Origin of the sequence: Sorangium sp. So ce321, assembly GCF_051530195.1 — a bacterium.
Taxonomy (GTDB): Bacteria; Myxococcota_A; Polyangia; order Polyangiales; family Polyangiaceae; genus Sorangium.
This window is the reverse complement of sequence record NZ_CP150329.1, coordinates 14,364,626-14,380,881: the sequence shown is the minus strand read 5'-3', so window position 1 is coordinate 14,380,881 and position 16,256 is coordinate 14,364,626. Positions and strand designations below refer to the sequence as shown.

Below are 16,256 nucleotides of genomic sequence, written 5' to 3'. Positions count from 1 at the left end.
TAAGGCTCCTCCCATGCACCGCCCCGAGGGTGACAGCGCGGCTCAGGGGTGCTGGCAAGCTCGACAACCAAGGCGGCCCGGGATGACGGAACGGCAGACGCGCGCTCTCCCGGCCCGGGGCTCAGGGAGCGATGGGGCTGCTCTGAGTCAGCGCGCGCGCCGGTAGTGCATGGCGACCGCGCCGCTGCGGAGCGGCTTCGCCGAGACCAGCTCGAGCCGTCGCGTGCTGGGCAGCCCGCTCTGGTACAGGGTCGGGCCGTGGCCGGCGATCCTGGGGTGAACGAGGAACTTGTACTCGTCGATCAGATCCAGCCGGTCCAGCTCGGTCGCGAGCTTGCCGCTACCGAGGAGCACGCCGGCCGGGGTCGCGTCCTTGAGCTTCTGCACGCCCGTGCGCAGGTCGCCGGCGATGTGGTGGCTGTTGGTCCACGGGAAGTCCTTTCGCGTCGACGACACCACGTACTTCGGCTTGGCCTCCAGCTTGACCGCCCACTCGCGCATCGCCGGCGGCGCCTCCTCGTCGCCGCGGGCGACCGCCGGCCAGTAGCTCTCCATCATCTCGTAGGTGACGCGGCCCCACAGCATCGCCCCGCCCTCCTCCATGAGGCGGGTGAAGAAGGCGCGTGTCTCGTCGTCGACGATTCCCTCCTGGTGGTCGACGCAGCCGTCCAGGGTGACGTTGATGCTGAAGGTCAAGAGTCCCATGCGGCGAGTCTAACACTCCTGGCGATGGAACGGCAGGCCGTCGCAGAACTTGTCGCTGAGGATGTGCGCCAGGAGCGAAGGTGTCGGCTCGACGGTCAGCGCCGCGACCGCCACGCGCTCCGCGGCGAGCGCCGCCGTCCGCGCCGCCGCCTTCGCCTGATGCGCCGCCGCTTCCGGTTCCAGCGCCGCCGACCCCGCCTCCTCCGGAGGTCGGAGGGTCCACATCAAGCCCGAAGAAGCGTACGACGTCCGTCCACAAGCCTCGCCCCGAGAGATCGTGCGGGGCGTTTTGCGCGACGTTCGTCTCCAGAACGACCGCTCCCGCAGTGTTCTTGTAAGAGATCCGAGCCCATGTATCCTGGGAACCCGCGAAGCTGCTCGTCGTACCGGCGGCATCCGTCACACCAAAGACGTTCGTCCGCTGCGCGACCTCGGCAGGACATCTATTCTCCTCTCTCGTCAGAAGGAGATCGGGCCCGGGCTCGTTCACGGGAGGCCTTGACGCTCGAGCCGGCACGAGATGTCCCGCGCCCCACGAGCCGCGGCACCTCGACCACAAGGAAGTCCGCGAGCGCCCGCACCGCCGGGAGCTGTCCGCGGCGCGAGGGCACCAGCATCGTCACGCGGTGATCGCCGACCTGCCACCCGGGCAGCACGCGCCGCAGCTGCCCGCGCGCGCTCTCGTCACGGCACGAGTACTCAGGCAGCGCGGCGATGCCCAGGCCCGCCACGGCCGCGCCCAGGAACGTCACGGAATCGTCGGTACGCAGGCGCGGCGCGAACGGGATCTCCTCGGTCGCCTCGCGGGAGTGCAACCTCCAGACCGCGCGTGAGCTCGGCCCTCCAAGCAACAGCCCTGTGTGCGTGCGGAGCTCGTCTGGCGTCGCGGGCACGCCGCGCGCAGCGAGGTAGCGCGGCGCGGCCATGAGCACCCATGGCGTCGGCGAGAGCAGCCGCTGCACCAGCCCGGTGTCGGGCAGCGGGCCGCCATAGCCGCGAAGCGCGATGTCGAAGCGCTCCTCGATCAGATCCACGAAGCGATTGGTCGCGTGGAGGAAGACGTCGACCTTCGGATGAAGCGCCATGAAGCGCGGCAAGAGCGGCGCGACGAGGTGCTTGCTCATGCCGATCGAGCAGGTGACGCGGATCATCCCGCTGGGCTCCGCGACGCGGTAGCGCGCCACGCTCTCGACAGCGTCCGCCGCGACGCGCATCGCGCGCGCGTGCTCGAGCACCTCTTCGCCCACGTCGGTGATGATGAACTTGCGCGAGGTGCGCTGGACGAGCCGCACCCCCAGCCGCTCCTCGAGGAGCTGGAGACGCCGGCCCAGGCTGGACTTGGGCACGCCGAGCGCGCGCCCCGCCGCCGAAAGCCCGCCGTGCTCCGCGATGCGCGCGAACAGCGCGATGTCGTTCCATTCGTCCGTCATCGGCTCACCATCGACCCGATGATCGTACCACTTGGTGGACGATGCGTCCAAACGGAGCCTCTACCGGCTCGATCGTCCACGTAGCAGGATGACCGCATGAATGACCAGTCCTTGCTCCGGGTGGACGCCTACCTCGCGCGCATCGGCTATGACGGCCCGCGCGCGCCGACGCTCGATGCGCTGCGCGCCATCCACGCGCTGCATCCGCGCGCGATCGCGTTCGAGAACCTCGACTCGTGGTCGGGGCGGCGCGTCGACCTCTCCCCCGCGGCGATCGAACGCAAGCTCGTGCACGGCCGCCGCGGCGGCTACTGCTACGAGCAGAACGGGCTGCTCGCGCGCGCGCTGCGCGCGCTCGGGTTCGAGGTGCGCGGGCTCGCGGCGCGCGTGCGGTGGGGCGTGCCCGAGGGCGAGACGAGGCCGCGCAGCCACATGCTGCTCCGCGTCGATCTGGCGGAGGGGCCCTATCTGGCCGACGTCGGGTTCGGGGTGATCGCGCCGGTCGCGCCGCTCAGGCTGGTGCACGACGTCGAGCAGGAGACGACGCTCGAGACCTTCCGGCTGCGCGGAGAGGATGGCGGTCAGGTGCTCGAGGTGAAGTCGGGTGAGGGCTGGCGCGCGCTGTACTGGTTCGATATGACCGAGCAGCGCGCCGCCGACTACGACCTGTTCAACTGGTGGGTCTCGACGCACCCCGAGTCGCTCTTCGTGCGGAGCCTGGTCGTGGCGCGACCGACCGCCGCCGGTCGCATCACGCTGCTCGACCGCGAGCTCACGCACCGGCGCCGCGATGGACACGTCGAGCAGCGCACGCTCGCGAGCGCGGACGCGCTGCGCGACGTGCTCGAGGGGGAGTTCGGGCTCGACCTTTCAGGACTGGACGGGATCCACGAGGCCTTGCGCCGCCTCGCAGCGGCCGAGCGCACGCGGTGAAGCGCCATGGTCTGCATCACCATGATCGCAGGGCTCCGCTGGAAGTGACCGGACGCCACGTGCCGCCGCGTGGGCCGACCGGGCCCGGTTGAAGTCACGGCAGGGCCGCGATGCGGCTCACGGCGGAGGGGCGCCGCCGGGACCGGCCGGACGCCGAGCGCGCCGGCCACGCCGGTCCGCGGAGGCGCCCGCTGCCGCCGTCCGCGTGACAGAACGGAGAGCGCGAGCGTCGGCGGATCGCTGCTCTACGGCGGCCCCGGCAGATAGCAGAGGTGCATCCACGGCCGACTCGACGCCGCCCGCGGCTGGACCTCGCTGGCGAGGAGCCTGGTATACCCGCCATCGTCCGCGCGGAGCAGCATCCCGTGATCCTCCGCCTTGCCGCTGAGCCAATCAGCCACGAGCCCGGTCACGTCGAACGAGATGGCGCGATGGGACGTCACGGTCGCCGTCGCGGTGCCGGAGGTCGTGGCCGGAGCGGGGTCGAACCCGCCCTGTCCGAAGGAGGCCCAGGACTCGCTCTCGTCCCAGTCTTTGATCACGCGATGCACGCTGATCGTCCCCGGCCCGCTCGTGCTCTCCAGCCTGAGCCCGACGCGGGCCGTGAGCAGCGTGGCCCGCCGTCGGACCCCGGCGAGATCGAAGCGGAGCAGGGCGCTGCGGACCGCGCCGGTGCCAGGCGGCGTCCCCACGAGGAGATCGACGCGTTCACCGAAGCTCTCGTCGGGTTGGTCGCTCGCGATGTACGTATCGCGGACCTGGCCGGGGGTGATGCCGCGGCGCTGGACGAGGAGGGCCCTGAGCGTGGATTTCTCGCCGGCGAGCACCTTGTCCAGGAACTCGTCACGGATGCCACGAAAGGCGACGCGCCCGAGCCCGCCCAGGAGGTCACAGAGCTCGTCGCCGGGGGCGAACGAGTTGACTCCTGCGACGACCTCGACGCCGCCCTGCAGGATCAGCCCTGGGCCGCCGCTGTCGCCGGCGCACACGCCGCCTCGGTCGCCCGTCTGGTCGATGATGAACCTGAGCGGATCGACCTCGCTGACCCGCGCTTCGGCCCTCCTGCGAATGGTGTTCATCGCCGGGGTGCTGCCGTACCCCACGACCGTCACGGCGCTGCCGACCGTGAGGTCATCCGGCGCCAGCGCGAGCGGGATCGGCTTGATATCGAGCGCGGCCGCCTTGTTCGCCGTCACGACGCATACATCGTAGTCGAGGTCGAGCTGATTGTAACATGGGTGACGCTGAAACGACTCGACAGGGAGAGTGTGCGACGGGTCGAAAAAGTCGAAGCCGATCCGCACTTCCTCGGGTGGAGAGGACTCCGTGCAGCAGTGCGCGGCGGTGAGCACGTAGATCCTGTCGCCCTCGACGCTACGGCGAACGATGGTACCGCTGCAGCCTGCACCGCTCAGGTACACCACGGCCGTGTGCGTGTTGTCCGCGCGGGCGCCGGTGCCAATGACCGCCGACCGCTCCTCGCCGCGCTCCTCGCGAGAGCCGATCTCGCTCGGTTGCGCACAGGCAGCCAGCAGGAGCACGGAGCCGATCACCCGTGTTATCGTGAGCGTTCTCATGATGTGTCCCCCAGACCAACGACATCTGGCCGGCGTGCGCGATGTCTGTCACCCGTTCGGCCGCTCGCGAGCTCGACCGCTCCCCCACCCGTCAGCTCGCGAGAAACTTGCGGGCTTCCTGGGCGACGTCAATCGAGCGGCTCGCTCGTGCGGGGCCGCCAGGCACGCAGGGCGACCGGCTCGCTGGACGAACGGCGGCCCCGCGCAGGCTGGCGATCTCGTCCGATCTCGTCATCGGATTTCTGGAAGAGCGAACAAGCGCACAACCTCGGGAGATCGCGCGCTTCGCGCCGCGCGATCGGGCCCCCCGCTCCAGCGAGGGCGCCCGGCGCGACGAGCCTACGCCGCCCGCACCCAGCCCCGCGGCGTCTCCTCGAAATGCTCTGGCGTCGCGATCCCGAAGGCGCTCCCCTCCGGCTGCCAGTAATTGCGCTCGATATGGATCTTCTTCCCGTCGATGCGGATCACGTTGAACGCGTTCTGCTCCCCGCGGCCGCGCGTCGACGTCGCCGTGCCAGCCTGGATGATGAGCGAGGAGTGGCCGCCGACCTCGAAGTGCTCCGCGGAGTGCCCGGTGTGGCTGAGGTGCAGGTGGCCTGACATGATGACGTCGACGCCGCACGCCGCGATGGCGGCCATCGCCTGCTTCGCGCGCCCGACGATGTCGTCATGGGGAGAGTTCTCGGGCAGATCGAACGGGTGGTGCGTGACGACGATCTTCGTGAGCTCGGGGCCGAGGCCGCACATCCTCTCCTTGATCTCCTGGATCTGGCGCGCGTTGATGCGCCCGTCCTTGATCGTCAGCGAGCGCGCGGTGTTGATGCCGAGGACGGCGATCTCCGCGTCCACGTGGAACGGCGAGAGATCGTCCGTGATGTGGCTCCGGTACTTGTCGAGCGGGCGGAAGAACCGGTCGAACAGGTTGTAGAGCGGGACATCATGGTTGCCGGGCACCACGATCCTTGGCGACGGCAAGGCGTCGAGGAAGGCGCGGGCCTCGGCGAACTCCGCGTTGCGCGCCCGCTGGGTCAGGTCCCCGGACACCACGATCAGGTGGGGCTCGAGCCCCCATATCCTGTCGATGAGCGGGCGGAGGATGGCCTTGTCGACGCGTCCGAAGTGCAGATCCGACAGGTGCACGAGCGTGCGCATGATGAATCACCCCCCCAGCGCGGCGAGATTGCCCGGTGGGCCCTCCTGCCGCCGTGAGCCCGCGCTGATGTCGGACGACAGGGGGACGATCACGCGAAGCGCCGACGGCCGCGTGCGGTAGACGAGCGGCGGCGCCATCTTGAGGATCTCGCCGTCCGCGGCCACGTGGAGGTGGCGACAGGGCGCCTCCACCCGCAGCTCCGTCGTTCGCAAGATGCTGAAATCGTCGGCCTTCTGGATGCGCCCGGCGAAGGCGCTGGCGATCAGCTTGAGCACGGCGAGGCGGCTCTGCGCGTGCGCCACGCACACGCCGAGCTCTCCGGAGTGCGGCGGGCGCTGGCGGCCGAGGTCGAGATCGCCGAGCTTGAAGTCGCTGTTGGCCACGAACACGAACGGCGTGTTCAGCTCGAGCTCCTGCCCGTCCAGGATGAGCCGGAGGGCGACGCGGTCGTGGCGCCGGATGCCGGAGAGCGTCGCCAGCACCAGGGCGAGCCACTTGTTGAGCCCGCGCCGCTTCCGGAGCGCCTCGCGGTCGCGCACGATGCCCGGATAGATGCCCAGCGTCGAGTTGTTCACGAAGACACGGCCGTTGACCTCGCCGAGGTCGACCTGGACGCGGCGCCCCTCGACGAGCGTGCGCACCGCCCCCTCGAGGGTCAGCGGGACACCCAGGTACTTGGCGAAATGGTTCACCGTGCCGAGCGGCAGGACACCCATCGTCTTGTCCGTGTCGGCGACCGCGGCGGCGACCGTGCTGATCGTCCCGTCGCCGCCGCCCGCCACCACGAGCTCGTAGGGACCCCGCGCCGCGCGCCGGGCGAGCTCGCCCATCTGCCGGCCCTTCTCGGCGCACAGCAGGTCCGCGGCGAGGCCGCTCTCTTTCAGGAGCTCCCCGAGGCGCGCGCGGTGCTCCGCCGCGCGGTTCGACCGGGAGGAGCAGTTCAGGAGGACAGCCACCGATCGAGGCGTCACCGGCGAACTCCCCGCAGAGGGCGAGAGCTCGTGTTCATCGGACCGCAGCGAAGCAGATCGTGCGCCATGCGCCCTCCCGTGAAGCAAGCCGCGCGCCCGCCCTCTCCGCGCGTCCGGGCGGATCCGGCCAGGCGCCGCTCCACGGCCGCGCCGCGGAACGACGGCCCCTCCGCCGGGGTTCGCGACGACCCCGCCGCGCCGGCAGAGCCGATGACCGCCCAGCGGCGGCGCTCCAGGCTGCCTCACGGCGGGCGGAGCGTGGCGGATTGTCACGCTCTTGGCGAGCTCCCGCCGCTCCCGCCGCGCCTCAGCGCACGCTGATCGCGCCGTCCGACTCGGTCCGGGGCCAGGTGAAGAAGAACGTGGCGCCGGCGCCCTTCTCGGACTCCACCCACGCGCTCCCGCCCTTGCTGAGCACGATCTTCTGGACGATCGAGAGCCCGATTCCCGTCCCTTCGATGTTGTCGCGCGGGTTCAGGGTCTGGAAGATCTCCCAGACCTTCTGATGGAACTGCGGGGCGATGCCGGGCCCGTTGTCCTTCACCGAGAACTCCCAGAGGTCGCCCAGATCCCGCCCCCGCACCTCGACGCGCGCGTCGGCGCGGTCGACGTACTTCAGCGCGTTGCCGATCAGGTTCATGAAGACCTGCTCCAGGGGGACCCGCTCGGTGAAGAGGGCCGGCATCCCCGCCGCGATCTCGATCGAGGCGCCCGGCGGGACCGTGAGCAGCGCGAGGACCTCGTCGAGGAGCTTCCGGACCTCCACCGTCTCCGGCTTGTCGCGGACGCGCCCGGCGCGCGAGTAGCGCAGGATCCCGTCGATGAGCGCCTCCAGCCGGACCACGCGCGAGCGCAGCAGATCCATGTGCTGCCGTATCTCCGGCGTCGCCTTGTCCGCGAGGTCGTCCTCGATCCACTGCGAGAGGTTCGCGATGGCGCGCAGCGGCGCCTTCAGATCATGGCTCGCCACGTAGGCGAAGCGATCGAGCTCCTTGTTGCTCCGCTCGAGCGCCTCGATGAGGTGCTGCGCCCGCCGGAACAGGTGCGCGTTATCCATGGCAATGGCGGCCTGCGCCGCGAGGCCGACGACCAGCCGCTCGGCCCGCTCGGTGAAGACGCCGCGCGCGGGGTGCCCGAAGAACAGCCCGCCGATGACGCTCCCGGAGCGGGAGATCACCGGCACCGCGAGGTAGCTGACGACCGGCAGGTGGCCTTTCGGCATGCCCTTGTAAGGCGCGTTGTTCCCGTAGCGCGGGTCCTTCGTGACGTCGTCGAGGCGCACCACGCCCTCTCCGTTGAAGGTCGGCGCGAACACGTCCGTGTTGCGCGGCATCGGGAACCCGGAGAAGTGGTCCCGGGACACGCCAGAGATGGTGTAGAGCGTGTAGCTCTTCCCCTCCGCGTTCGTGACGTTGTAGAAGAAAGCGCCGAACTGGGCGCCGCTCAGCCGCGTGGCGGCGTCGGTCACCGCCTGCACGAGCTTCTCCAGGTCGAGCTCCGCGGCGAGCAGCTTGCCCGCCTTGTTGAGCAGCTCGAGCGTCTCCCCTTCTTCCTGGAGCCTGTTCTCCGCCTGCTTGCGCTCGGTGATGTCGAGCACGACCGTGCCCACGCCCACGACGTGCCCGTCCTTCGAGCGCACGGGGGCGTAGTTGACGATCCACGCGCGCGGCTGGTCCGACGCCCGCGTCCTGCCCGTCACCTCGGCGGTCATCGCCTCCCCGGTCTCCAGGACGCGCCGGAGCGGGGCGACGATCGCGTCCCCCATCTCGGGGAGCAGCTCGGAGATGGGCCTGCCGAGGTGCTCCTCGAGGGGGATCCCGTTGATGTCCGCCAGCGCCTGGTTGAGCCGCACCACGCGCAGGTCGCGGTCGATCACCCCGAGCCCCGCGGTCGTGGCCTGGAAGAAGGCGTCGAGCAGCGCGCAGTCCGCGTGGGAGTCGCGCAGCTCGTGGCGCTCGCGATCGGGCCGCGCGACCCCCGCCGCCCCGCCCTGCCGCGGCGGGCCAGCGGCCGGCTCGGCGGGCGCGGGCGAGGCCTTGGGCGAGACAGGCTCGAGGAGCCCTGCCCTTCCCTGGTGCGAATCCGTGTTCTCCGTGGACCTCGTGGGCACCGGTGCTCCCGCGCGAGCGTGGCGCTCGCGTGCAAAGGCGACGCGACTGCATGTCGCCGGACGGTTTCTCCACTTCAGCACGGAGACGCGAGGCAGGCGAGCAGAGGCGTGCATCCCCTCACGCCGCGGCCTCTGCACGTTGGCGGCCTCTACAAGCCGGTGGCCACGGGCCGCGCGAGGCGGAAGCCCACGGCGCTGAAGCGATCCTCGGGGCGCGCGGCGAAGCGGCCCGCGGCGCGGCACACGGCGGGTGGCGCCGAGCTCCACGCGCCCCCGCGGATCGAGCGGAGCCCGGGATCTACCGCGTCCGCCGGGAGGAGGCGCGCGATGCGGTCCAGCACCGCGGGGCCCTCGGGCGTCCAGCGCTCGACGCACCAGTCGCGGATGTTGCCGGCGAGCCCCCGGACGCCGTACGGGCTCTCGTCCGTCGGGTAGTCGTCCACCGGCGCCGGGCTCGCGGGGCCCGGGCGGCTCCCCGTCATGCAGGCCCACGTCGGCTCGGGCTCGTCCCCCCAGGGGAAGCAGCGCCCGTCGGCGCCCCGCGCCGCCTTCTCGCGCTCGAGCTCCCCGACGAGGCGCCACGGCGTGCCCGTGCGCGCCGCGAGCCACGACGCATAGGCGACCGCGCCGTGCCAGTCCACCGAGGCCACCGGGTGCCGCGCCTGCTCCGCGCGCACCTGCGGGCCGAAAGCGAACCGCCCCTGTCCGTCCCGCGCGAACAGCGGGACGTCCACGTTGCCGGCGATCGCGCGGCCCGCGCGCGGGCACGCCGCCACGGCGTCGGCCTCGCGGCCGCACGCGAGCAGGTCGTTCAGGAAGGCGAGGTACTCGGCCTGCGTCACCGGGTGTCTGCGCACCACGAAGCCGTCGACCCAGAGCCGGCACGCCGGCAGGCCGTCGCCGGCCAGCGCGTCCCCGCCGGCCGAGAAGAAGCTCGCCGGCACGTAGATGTCGTCGTCGCCGAGCGTCTCCGCGGGCAGGAGGGGCACCGCGAAGGGCGCCGCGCCGCCCGGCCGCGCGCCGTCCCAGCGCTCGCCGCGGCCGATCTTCACGGGGTACCGGGCCTCGTGGTACCCGGGCGCGCGGATCAGCAGCAGGTAGCTGCCGCGCGCGAGCGGGACCTCGCAGAGCGGCGTGTGGCCGAGGAGGCCCAGGGGCTCGGCGCGCAGCCGGCGCTCCTGCTCGACGTAGCGGAGCAGCCAGACCTGGGCGCCCTCCGGATCGGTCCGCAGCGAGAGGGAGCCGGTGCCGCGGAGCAGGGCCGCGTGCCGCTCGCGCGCGTGCGCCCTGAGGAACGCCTCCGCGCGCGCCGCGGCCTCGGCGTCGCGCGCCTCCTCGGCGGCGCGCAGATCGGCGAGGTGGGCGTCGGCGAGCGCCGCGTGCGCGTCGTCGAAGTCCGGGGCCTCGTTGAGGGCGGCGCGGAGCTTCTGGTGCCAGGTCGCCTCGTCCAGGGCGGCGGCGCGGTCGAGCGCGCGCGCCTCGTCCTCGAGCGCCCACCCCTGGGCCTTCTCGGCGGCGGGCGCGAACGAGTCGAGGCGCGCGAGCGCCGCCTTCGCCTCGGCGCGGAGGGCCCGGGCGCGCGCGCGCAGGCCCTCGATCTGGGGCGCGAGCGCGCGCGCCTCCTCCACCAGCGCGCGCGCCCGCTCGCGGCGGCGGGCGCCGTCGAGGAAGCCGCGGATCTCCTCGGCGAGCACCTCGGCGCTCGCGAAGCGGGCCGACGGCGCGCGGGCCATGGCCCGGTCGCAGATCGCGATGAGGTCGCGCGGGAGCTGGTCGCAGCACCGGAGGGCGAGCTGCTCGGGCGGGCGCTGGACGACCTGCGCCACGACGGCGAGCGCGGTGCCCCGGTACGGGGGCTCGCCGCAGAGGAGCTCGTACAGGACGGCGCCGAGGGCGTACACGTCGCTGGCCGGCCCGACCTGGTCGACCTCGCCGCGCGCCTGCTCCGGCGACATGTAGACCGGCGTCCCCAGGATGAGGCCCGCGTGCGTGCGGTGGCCGCTGTCCTCGAGCGAGTCCGCCAGCGCGCCGCCCGCGCTCGCCCTGGCGATGCCCCAGTCCATGACGAGGACCTCGCCGAACTCGCCGATCATGACGTTCTCCGGCTTGAGATCGCGGTGGAGGACGCCCTGGCCGTGCGCGTACGCGACCGCCTCGCAGATGCGGACGAAGACGTCGAGCCCGCGGCGCAGCGCCTCGGGCGGGGGGCCGGCCTCCTTGTCGGCGTGGAGCGCGCGGATCAGGGCGCTCAGCGTGCGGCCGCGGACCTCCTTCATCGTGAACCAGAGCTGGCCGGTCGGGAGCATGCCGCAGTCGTGGACCGGGACGATCCCGGGGTGCTGGAGGCAGGCCGTCACGCGCGCCTCGTCGAGGAAGCGCGACCGCGCCTCCGCGTCGTCGCGCCCCTCGAGCTGCAGCAGCTTCATCGCGAGCACGCGCCCCATCACGCGGTCGCGCACGCGCCGGACCTCGCCCATGCCGCCCCTGCCGATCAGGCCGAGGTCCTCGTAGCGGTCCCAGGGCCACGACGGGACGGGCGGGCGCACGCTCGGCGCCGAGGGCGCGGCGCTCGGCCGCTCCTCGACCTGCGCCTGCTCCGCCGGCGCGCCCCGGGGCGGCGCGGGCGCGTCGCGGGCGGGCCCCGGCGCCTCGCGGGCCAGGGTGGTCGGCACCTCCACCGCCGTGGCGGTGCGCGCCGCGTGCTCGACGAGCACGCGCTGGATTTCCGCGCACGCCGAGGGAGAGAGGCACAGCTCGCCCGCCAGCTTCCTCACGATTGCAGCGGGATCGCTCATGGGACGCCTCGCCTTCGACGCCGTTGATGTGGTCGGCGACAGCATCTTACGCTGCACCCATGGCGGTCTTGAAGCATGAAGCCCACGGCGTTCGCGTGACCCTCCCGGCGCGCGCGCGGGTCGGGCGAGCGGGTGACTGCGCCGTGCGCCTGCGGGACCGCTGCGCCTCGGGCGAGCACGCCGTGCTGTTCTGGGACGGGGCGCGCTGGTGGGTCCGCGACCTCGGCAGCACGAACGGCACCCACGTCGGCGGGCGGCGCCTGACGTTCGCCGAGCGGGTCCCGCTCGAGGCAGGGACGGAGCTCGTGTTCGGCGGCGACGCCGAGCGCTGGACCGTGGAGGAGGCTGGCCCGCCCATCGCGAGCGCGTGGGACGGCATCACGGGCGAGGTGCGCGTGGCGGAGGAGGGCCTGCTCGCGCTGCCTGACGCGGCCGACCCGCTGGTCACGATCTTCGAGGACCAGCACGGGTGCTGGCAGATCGAGATCGACGGGAACGCGCGCGCGGCGGTGGATCAGGAGCGCGTCGAGGCCGGCGGCGCCTGGGTCCTGCGCATCCCGCCGCACGCGGCCGACGGCGCCGTGCCGACCACCGCCTCGACCGTGGCGAGCCCCAAGCTCCTCGGCGTGACCGTCCTGCGCTTCGAGGTGAGCCACGACGAGGAGCACATCGCCGTCTCGCTGGTGCAGGGGGGCAAGGTCACGCAGCTCGCCGCGCGGGCCCACCACGAGCTGCTCCTCGTGCTGGCGCGCTCGCGGCTGCGCGACAGGGACGCGGGGCTGCCCCCGTCCGAGCGCGGGTGGCTCTACGTCGACGACCTGCTCGGGAAGCTGCGGCTCGACCTCCACCACCTCAACGTCAACGTCTTCCGCGCGCGCCAGCAGCTCGCGCGCGCGGGCGTCCTCGACGCCGGGTCGGTCATCGAGCGCCGGACGACGTCGCGGCAGCTCCGGCTCGGCACCGAGGCCGTCGAGGTGATCCGGCACTGACGGGGGCGCCGCGGCCGGCGCCCGCGCGTGACCGCCTGTCATCGACACCGCGCCTGGATGGATGCAGGTTCTCTATCGTCGACGCCGGGAGCGGCGAGCGACGCGCGGTCGCGAGGATGCTGGACGCGCGTCTGCGCCGCCGCCGGAGCGCCGGCCGGGCAGGGCCGGCGCGCTGCGATCGACGTAGTCGTGTGTCGTGAGGAGGAGCGCAGCCATGAGCGACAGAGCAGGATCAATCCACGGTGCGCCCGCCGAGGGCGCTTTCGGTTCAACGGATAACAAGAAGAAGGGCAGTTCGGGCGGTAGCATCATCGAGCAGGTCCCGCCGGACGTGAGGCTCAGGATCTTCTCGGCGAACGACCTCATCCGGGTCGTGATCCTCGGGAATAGCGGTGTCTCCAGCGGCAACCTCAGCTTTCTGGCGCACACCGAGTACTGGCGGTGGGCCAGCTCGCCCACGTTCACGAGCACGCTGACGCTGGCGTCCGAGCCGATACCGGTCTTGACGGCGTCTGCCATCGACGCGTTCCTGGACGTCGTGAGCCAGAGCAACCAGTTCACGGCCCCGCAGAACACGACGCAGGGCGACTGGACGCAGGGGACGCGCACCGTCCCGTCGAACCGCACCGGCTATCTCTACTGGATGGCCGATCCGGACAACAGCGCCGCGAAGATAGGTGTCCTGTTCGAGAAGGACAACCAGACGTCGGAGCTCAAGGCGGTCGTCTGGTACAAGAAAGCGGCGCCGAGCAGCGGCCTCGCCTTCGCCAAGAAGATCTTCTCGAAGACGCTGACGCAGGTCAGCGGCACGGACCCGACCGCCATCGAGGCGGGCACCTGGTATTACATCCTGATGGGCAGCTGATCCCGGGCGGGGGCGGGGCGCGGCGGGGCCTGCAGCCAGGGCGCGCGCCCGCCTCCGCCGCGCGCCGCCTCAGAGCGACGGGGCGGATCGCCGCTCGCGCTCGCGGAGCGGGATGTGCATCTCGCGCTGGGGCATCGGGACGACGATCCCCTCCGCGTCGAGCCGCTCCTTGAGGTGGCGCGTCAGCTCGAGCCGCGCCGGGAAGAGGTCGGCGGGGAGGGTCCAGGCGCGGACGAGCAGGTTGACCTTCTCGTCCGCGAGCTCGACCACGTCGACCGACGGCGCCGGCTCCGGCAGCACGCGCGGCTCGTTCGAGAGGACGTCCCGGAGCGTGGCGATGGCGCGGGTGAGGTCGGCGCTGTAGCTGACGCCGATCGTGAGGTCCATGCGCCGGCGCTGCGCCCGGGTGAAGTTCTGGATCTTGGCGGACCGGACCTTGGAGTTCGGCAGCGTGATCGGCACGCCGTCGAAGCCCGTCAGCTTGGTCTGGAACACGTCGATGGCGTCGACGACGCCGGAGGTCCCGTCGACCTCGACGGCGTCGCCGACGTCGAACGGGCGGAGCACGAGGATCACGAGCCCGGCGGCCACGTCGGACAGCGTGTCCTTCAGGGCGAGGCCGATGGTCAGGCCGGCGGCGCCGAGCACCGCGAGCAGGCTCTTCGTGTCGACGCCGAAGCGCTCGAGCACCGCCATGGCGGTGACCGTCAGGAGGGTCAGCCGGCTCAGGCTGGCCAGCACGGGGATGAGGGTCACGTCGACCTGCGTCCACCGCTTGCCGAGCGACCGCACGCTCCGCGCCGTCCAGGCCGCCGCCGTCCACCCGACGAAAGCGATGACGAGCGCGCTCGCGACGCTGGCCCCGTGGCTCCTGAGGAGCTCTATCGGCGTGCCCAACGTCGGAATCTCCTGCTCCACGGCCATCCTCCTCGAGCCGCGCGCCCGCCTGCCCTGCGCTGGGCGCTCCGCGCGCGACCGGCGGGAGTAAACCCGCGAACTCGGCCGGAGGGAAGCCCGCGCGGCGCCGGAGGGCACCGCGCCGCGAGGAGATCCGCCTTCTCCGGGGCCCTTCCGCGCGCCGCCTCAGCCGGCGGTGGAGCCCTGCGCCCCGTGGCCCTTCGTCCGCGCCTCCACGGTCCCGGCGAGGCGGCGGAGCTGCTGCGCCGCGCGCTCGAAGCCGTTGACGACGCCCTGGAGCAGGTGGGCGATCGGCCCGTCCTTCGCCGCCCTCCTGGCGCGCGCCGGGCGGGCCGCGAACCACGCGAGCTCGCCGACGGCCGCCTCCACGAGCGGCCTCCGCGCCGAGAGCCAGCGCGCGCACCACGCCGCGAGGAGCGTGTCGCCCTCCGCCGTCGCGACGTATTGAATCAGCTCGACGAGGTCGATGCCGTGGCGCATCCCGAGCAGCGTGCCGCGGTAGGACTTCTCGGTGCTCAGCAGGTGGTCCGCGAGGTGATCCCGCAGCACCGAGAAGGCCTCCCCCACCGCGCTGCCGCCCGCGCTGACCGGCAGCTCGCGCTCCGCCATGAGCGAGGGGAGCTCCGACAGCACGGCCTCGGCGTGGGCCGAGACCGCCCGCATCGCCTGCGCCGGCGGCACGTCGCCGAGGCGCTCCGCCTCTACGAACGGATGGGTCCTCGCCGAGTGCTCCGTCTGGAACAGCTCGCGCACGAGGTTGGCCAGGAACGCGCGGCCCTCCTGACTTTCCTGCTGCGGTCCGGCCTCGCTCCTCTCCAGGCCGTCCCCGCCGATCGCCACCCCGTCGGTCTGCAGCTCCTGCATGGTCGCCCCCTTTCCCCTTCTTCCCCTGGCAAGGTCAGGACCCGCTCGCGGCGCGCCGGGCGCCCGTCCCTGTGCGCCCCGAGCTCGCACTGCGCGAGGTCCCCGCCCCGCCGCGGCGCGAGGTCCCTGCCCCGCCGCGGCGCGAGGTCCCTGCCCTGCTGCGGCCCGCCGTGCCCTGCCCGGCGCGGGGCTGGCTGCTCGTGGTCTTGCGCGTCGTCTTGCGCGCGCCGGGCGCGGAGCTCTTCTTCGCGCTCTTCGTCGCCTTCTTCGCGGCCGGGCGCTGCTCGGCGCTCGCCGCGGCGCTCCGCTTGCGGGTCGCCGCCGCCTTCTTCGCGGCCGGGCGCTGCTCGGCGCTCGCCGTGGCGTTCCGCTTGCGGGTCGCCGCCGCCTTCTTCGCCGCCGCGCTCTTCGCCGCGGCCGGCCGCGCCTTGGACGCGGCGCCTCCCTTGCGGCCGCCCTTCTTCGCCGGCTCCTTGTTCACCGGCTTGCCGACCCCCGAGCCCGACTTCTTCCCTCCGCCGGTCATCTTGTTGACCGTCGCCCAGGCCCGCCGCTCGGCCTCGTCCTCCGGGACGCCGCGGCTCTCGTACCCCTCCTCGATGTGCTCGGCCTGTCGCTTCTGCTTGCCTGTGTAGCTGGACTTGTCGCCTCTCGGCATGGTGCTCTCCTTGCGAGCCTGCTCCGCCGTGCGGGTCCGCTTCTTCGATGGAAGCCCCGGCTCGCCCTCTCGTGCGTCATGAAAACGAGGACAGGGGCCGCGCCGTGGCCGGATCCATCGAGACGCGGACTCTGTCTCGTCTCCGGAAAAGCAATCACAGTGCCGCGCGCTGAACGCCGTGACAGGCCTCGAGCGGAGCCCCTGATTTTCTATCTCTTCCGGCTCTGCGGCCGGTCTGGCGGTATCCGGGTCGCGGGACGCGATCGTGGCAATTGGCCCCGGATGGCG

General features: G+C 72.4%; 14 protein-coding genes. 3 read left to right on the top strand and 11 right to left on the bottom strand.

Features of this window, described 5'->3' with window-relative positions:
- Positions 1-147 precede the first annotated feature (147 nt).
- The 3 genes from WME89_RS53465 to WME89_RS53455 all read right to left on the bottom strand — a co-directional run bounded on the left by WME89_RS53465 (position 148) and on the right by WME89_RS53455 (position 2,135).
- A complete protein-coding gene (locus tag WME89_RS53465) occupies positions 148-705 on the bottom strand; it encodes a dihydrofolate reductase family protein (RefSeq protein WP_438007174.1) in 558 nt (185 codons plus the stop codon).
- A 9-nt stretch (positions 706-714) separates the two neighbouring features.
- Complete coding sequence (locus tag WME89_RS53460; protein ID WP_438007173.1) at positions 715-930, bottom strand: hypothetical protein; 216 nt, start codon at positions 928-930, stop codon at positions 715-717.
- 218 nt (positions 931-1,148) lie between these two features.
- Positions 1,149-2,135, bottom strand: coding sequence for a LysR substrate-binding domain-containing protein (locus tag WME89_RS53455; protein ID WP_438007172.1), 987 nt, complete (start codon positions 2,133-2,135; stop codon positions 1,149-1,151).
- A 96-nt stretch (positions 2,136-2,231) separates the two neighbouring features.
- Here WME89_RS53455 and WME89_RS53450 point away from each other — a divergent pair, with 96 nt between their 5' ends.
- Entirely contained in the window at positions 2,232-3,068 is an 837-nt protein-coding gene (locus tag WME89_RS53450) for an arylamine N-acetyltransferase family protein (protein ID WP_438007171.1), read from the top strand.
- Between the two features lie 245 nt (positions 3,069-3,313).
- Here the strand turns inward: WME89_RS53450 and WME89_RS53445 are convergent, their stop codons facing one another.
- The 5 genes from WME89_RS53445 to WME89_RS53425 form a co-directional block, all read right to left on the bottom strand.
- Positions 3,314-4,645, bottom strand: coding sequence for a DNRLRE domain-containing protein (locus WME89_RS53445; protein ID WP_438007170.1), 1,332 nt, complete (start codon positions 4,643-4,645; stop codon positions 3,314-3,316).
- A gap of 339 nt (positions 4,646-4,984) precedes the next feature.
- Positions 4,985-5,797, bottom strand: a complete 813-nt coding sequence (locus tag WME89_RS53440; RefSeq protein WP_438007169.1) for a metallophosphoesterase family protein — start codon at positions 5,795-5,797, stop codon at positions 4,985-4,987.
- A 6-nt stretch (positions 5,798-5,803) separates the two neighbouring features.
- Positions 5,804-6,769 carry a diacylglycerol/lipid kinase family protein gene (locus WME89_RS53435; protein ID WP_438007168.1) on the bottom strand — a complete coding sequence of 322 codons (966 nt, stop codon included), beginning with the start codon at positions 6,767-6,769 and terminating at the stop codon, positions 5,804-5,806.
- A 307-nt stretch (positions 6,770-7,076) separates the two neighbouring features.
- Entirely contained in the window at positions 7,077-8,879 is a 1,803-nt protein-coding gene (locus tag WME89_RS53430; RefSeq protein WP_438007167.1) for a PAS domain-containing protein, read from the bottom strand.
- Between the two features lie 149 nt (positions 8,880-9,028).
- Positions 9,029-11,674, bottom strand: coding sequence for a protein kinase domain-containing protein (locus WME89_RS53425; protein WP_438007166.1), 2,646 nt, complete (start codon positions 11,672-11,674; stop codon positions 9,029-9,031).
- Positions 11,675-11,733: 59 nt separating this feature from the next.
- On the opposite strand from WME89_RS53425, the gene WME89_RS53420 reads away from it, so the two are divergent.
- Positions 11,734-12,663: an FHA domain-containing protein gene (locus WME89_RS53420; RefSeq protein WP_438007165.1), complete on the top strand. Its 930-nt coding sequence runs from the start codon at positions 11,734-11,736 to the stop codon at positions 12,661-12,663.
- 214 nt (positions 12,664-12,877) lie between these two features.
- On the top strand, positions 12,878-13,528 hold the full coding sequence (locus tag WME89_RS53415; protein ID WP_438007164.1) for a hypothetical protein: 651 nt from the start codon (positions 12,878-12,880) through the stop codon (positions 13,526-13,528).
- Between the two features lie 69 nt (positions 13,529-13,597).
- On the opposite strand, the gene WME89_RS53410 is transcribed toward WME89_RS53415, so the two are convergent.
- The 3 genes from WME89_RS53410 to WME89_RS53400 form a co-directional block, all read right to left on the bottom strand.
- Positions 13,598-14,446: a mechanosensitive ion channel family protein gene (locus WME89_RS53410; RefSeq protein WP_438007163.1), complete on the bottom strand. Its 849-nt coding sequence runs from the start codon at positions 14,444-14,446 to the stop codon at positions 13,598-13,600.
- A 165-nt stretch (positions 14,447-14,611) separates the two neighbouring features.
- Complete coding sequence (locus tag WME89_RS53405) at positions 14,612-15,310, bottom strand: hypothetical protein (protein WP_438007162.1); 699 nt, start codon at positions 15,308-15,310, stop codon at positions 14,612-14,614.
- A 34-nt stretch (positions 15,311-15,344) separates the two neighbouring features.
- Positions 15,345-15,968, bottom strand: coding sequence for a hypothetical protein (locus WME89_RS53400; RefSeq protein WP_438007161.1), 624 nt, complete (start codon positions 15,966-15,968; stop codon positions 15,345-15,347).
- Positions 15,969-16,256 lie beyond the last annotated feature (288 nt).

Coding starts and splice junctions, on each gene's coding strand:
- WME89_RS53465 (WP_438007174.1), bottom strand. CDS start 705: ATGGGACTCTTGACCTTCAGCATCAACGTCACCCTGGACGGCTGCGTC.
- WME89_RS53460 (WP_438007173.1), bottom strand. CDS start 930: ATGTGGACCCTCCGACCTCCGGAGGAGGCGGGGTCGGCGGCGCTGGAA.
- WME89_RS53455 (WP_438007172.1), bottom strand. CDS start 2,135: ATGACGGACGAATGGAACGACATCGCGCTGTTCGCGCGCATCGCGGAG.
- WME89_RS53450 (WP_438007171.1), top strand. CDS start 2,232: ATGAATGACCAGTCCTTGCTCCGGGTGGACGCCTACCTCGCGCGCATC.
- WME89_RS53445 (WP_438007170.1), bottom strand. CDS start 4,645: ATGAGAACGCTCACGATAACACGGGTGATCGGCTCCGTGCTCCTGCTG.
- WME89_RS53440 (WP_438007169.1), bottom strand. CDS start 5,797: ATGCGCACGCTCGTGCACCTGTCGGATCTGCACTTCGGACGCGTCGAC.
- WME89_RS53425 (WP_438007166.1), bottom strand. CDS start 11,674: ATGAGCGATCCCGCTGCAATCGTGAGGAAGCTGGCGGGCGAGCTGTGC.
- WME89_RS53420 (WP_438007165.1), top strand. CDS start 11,734: ATGGCGGTCTTGAAGCATGAAGCCCACGGCGTTCGCGTGACCCTCCCG.
- WME89_RS53415 (WP_438007164.1), top strand. CDS start 12,878: ATGAGCGACAGAGCAGGATCAATCCACGGTGCGCCCGCCGAGGGCGCT.
- WME89_RS53405 (WP_438007162.1), bottom strand. CDS start 15,310: ATGCAGGAGCTGCAGACCGACGGGGTGGCGATCGGCGGGGACGGCCTG.
- WME89_RS53400 (WP_438007161.1), bottom strand. CDS start 15,968: ATGCCGAGAGGCGACAAGTCCAGCTACACAGGCAAGCAGAAGCGACAG.